The following is a 2861-nucleotide window of genomic DNA, read 5'->3' as shown; positions in this document are numbered from 1 at the left end:
GGGGGGGGCGGGGCGCCCGCGCCGCGCCCCCCCCCCCCCCCCCCCCGGGCCCTGCGTGCGACTTACGGGAACGTCAGCTTGAAGCTGTTGATGTACCCGGTGTCGTAGGACGCCTTGTCCTGGACGCGCAGCTTCCAGGTGCCGTTGGCGACCTCGGAGGAGGCGTTCACGGTGAACGTCTTCTGGATGTTGTCGGCGCTGCCGCCGGACCGGTTGCTCAGGTTGTAGACCGAGCCGTCGGGGGCGACCAGGTCGACGACCAGGTCACCGCTGTAGGTGTGGACGATGTCCACGCCGACCTGGAGGGTCGACGGCGCGTTGCCGCTGACGCCGGAGACCGTCACGGACGAGGTGACCGCCGTACCCGGGTAGTCCGGGATGTTGACGTTCGTGTCGTTGGTGAACACCTTGCCGGTGCCCGGGTCGCCGCCGCCGGAGCGGGTGCCGACGTTGACGCCGGCCCACGCGTCCTGGACCGCCTTGTACTCGGCGGACGTCGTGCCGTACAGGTCGCCGGCCGCCGCGAGCGTGCCGGTGCGGGCCGCCGCGTAGTTGGTGGTCGACGTGAACTTCGTGGTGAGCGCCTTGAACCAGATCAGCGCGGCCTTGTCGCGGCCGATGCCGGTGACCGGGAGACCGTCGGAGGTCGGCGAGTCGTAGTTGACCCCGTTGACGGTCTTGGCGCCGCTGCCCTCGCTGAGCAGGTAGAAGAAGTGGTTGGCGACACCCGACGAGTAGTGCACGTCGACGTTGCCGACGCCCGAGTACCACGAGTCCTTGGACGCGCCGTCCTTGCTCGGCTTGTCCATGTAACGCAGCGGGGTGCCGTCGCCGTTGATGTCGATCTTCTCGCCGACGAGGTAGTCGCCCGGGTCGGCGGAGGTGTTCGAGTAGAACTCGACGGCCGCGGCCATGATGTCCGAGGTCGCCTCGTTCAGGCCACCGGACTCACCGCTGTAGACCAGGCCCGCGGTGGCCGAGGTGACACCGTGCGTCATCTCGTGCGCCGCCACGTCGAGCGAGGTCAGCGGGGCGGCGTTGTTGGTGCCGTCGCCGTACGTCATGCAGAAGCAGCTGTCGTCCCAGAACGCGTTGACGTAGTTGTTGCCGTAGTGCACCCGGCTGTACGCGCCGACACCGTCCCCACGGATGCCGCTGCGGCCCTGCACGTTCTTGTAGTAGTCCCACGTCTCCGCGGCGCCGTACGCGGCGTCGGCGCCCGCCGTCTCCAGGTTGGAGGGGGAGCCGTTGCCCCACACGTCGTCGGAGCCCGAGAAGAGCGTGCCGGTGCCCGACGTGCCGTGGTTCAGGTTGTACGTCTTGTGGCCGCCGCGGGCGCCGTCGGTCAGGTTGTACGTCGAACCCGACTGCGTGGAGCCCAGGGTGACCTGGCCGCTGTACTGCGTGTTGCCCGTGCCGTTCTCGATGCCCTGCCACTCGTGCAGCTTCTTGCCGGTCGCCGCGTCGGTGATGACGTGCAGCTCGTTGGGCGTGCCGTCGTCCTGGAGGCCCCCGACCACCGTCTCGTACGCGAGCGTGGGCTGCCCCTTGGAACCCTCGCCCAGCCACACGACCTTGCGCGGCGCCCGGTCGGCCTCGGTCCTCTTCGAACCGTCGGCCTTCGCCAGCTTCAGCGCCTGCGCCTCGGCCGTCGCCGGCTTCACGTCCGCCGTGGTGTCCACGCCCTTGAGCTGCGCCTTGGACGCCTTCGTCACGCCCTGCCGCGCACCGGACTTCGCGGTGTCGACGACCATGTCGCCGCCGAGGACGGGCAGACCCGCGTAGGTCCGCTCGTAGCGGGTGTGCGTCGTGCCGTCGCGGTCCTGGATCACGTCGCGGACGACGAGCTTCTCCTGGGCACCCAGGCGCAGGTCCTTGGCGGTGTCCGCCTTGCCGGCGTTCGCCTTGCGGATCAGCTCGGCGCGCTGGGAGGGGGTCAGCTTCGCGGGCAGGGCGCCCTTGTCGGCGCCGCGCGCCATGTTCGCGGTGACCTTCGCGGCGGCGGGGCCGCCGTCACGGGCGTCGGCCGCGGTGGCCGGACCCGACTGGAACGCCACGGCCAGCAGGGCCGATACGGCGCCCACGGCCGCGGCGGCGGTCGCGCGGCGTCGGACGGAGGTGGATCTGTGGGAGGTGGAGGTGCTTCTCAACGCGGGACTCCTTCTGCGTGGCCGCCTGGGTGCGCGGCCAGTGGGGAACGGACGGCGGTGGCCGTCCGGGCAGAACGCAGTGCGTCTGTGCAGCGGTGCATTCGTGCAGCGGTGCACGTGGTGCGCAGGGAAGTGCTGTGGCCGGCCGCGGTGAGCTGTGGGGCAGCTGCGCGGTGGTCGAGGGGAAGAGTGGCAGCAGAGAGCGCCGTCTGTCAGGAGCGCATCAAGAGGTTGGCCGGAATTGGTTCGGTGCGCGGGTGGTCATGTTCGATATGCGGAGGGGGAGTTGGGGCGGTGCGGGGGGTCCCGGGCGCCTGTCACCTCGGGGAACGTCTCGGCCGGGCGGGTGGCCCCGCCCGTGGAACCGCTCCCTCCGGGCCGCACGCCGGACTCCGGTGACTCAGGAGTATCGGGGGCTTGAAGTCGCTGCGGTGGCTTGAATTGATCGGTGGGGGGAGAGTCTCGTCGTCGGGTGCCGGATCCGCGCCGCAGGGCGTCGCGCTCTCGTCGCGGGGTGCCGGATCCGCGCCGCGGTGCCTCGCGCTCTCGTCGCCGGGTGCGCCACCGTCGTGGCTGGTCGCGCAGTTCCCCGCGCCCCTGGGGGCCCACTTCGGGCGCCCCCAGGGGGCTGCTGGTCGAGCCCCGCGACGGAGTCGCTGATCCGGTACAGCCCCGCCCCCTGAGGGGGCGCGCCTGCCCCGCCCCTGGGGC

General features: G+C 71.3%; 1 protein-coding gene. It reads right to left on the bottom strand.

From position 1 onward, the window contains the following. Positions 1-62: 62 nt before the first annotated feature. Positions 63-2150 carry a M4 family metallopeptidase gene (locus ACFW9D_RS38355; protein WP_384630104.1) on the bottom strand — a complete coding sequence of 696 codons (2088 nt, stop codon included), beginning with the start codon at positions 2148-2150 and terminating at the stop codon, positions 63-65. Positions 2151-2861 lie beyond the last annotated feature (711 nt).

The sequence above is a fragment of the Streptomyces sp. NPDC059524 genome (assembly GCF_042749255.1).
GTDB classification, from domain to species: domain Bacteria; phylum Actinomycetota; class Actinomycetes; order Streptomycetales; family Streptomycetaceae; genus Streptomyces; species Streptomyces xanthii.
Note: the sequence above shows the minus strand (reverse complement) of the source record. Positions and strands in the feature narration are given on the sequence as shown.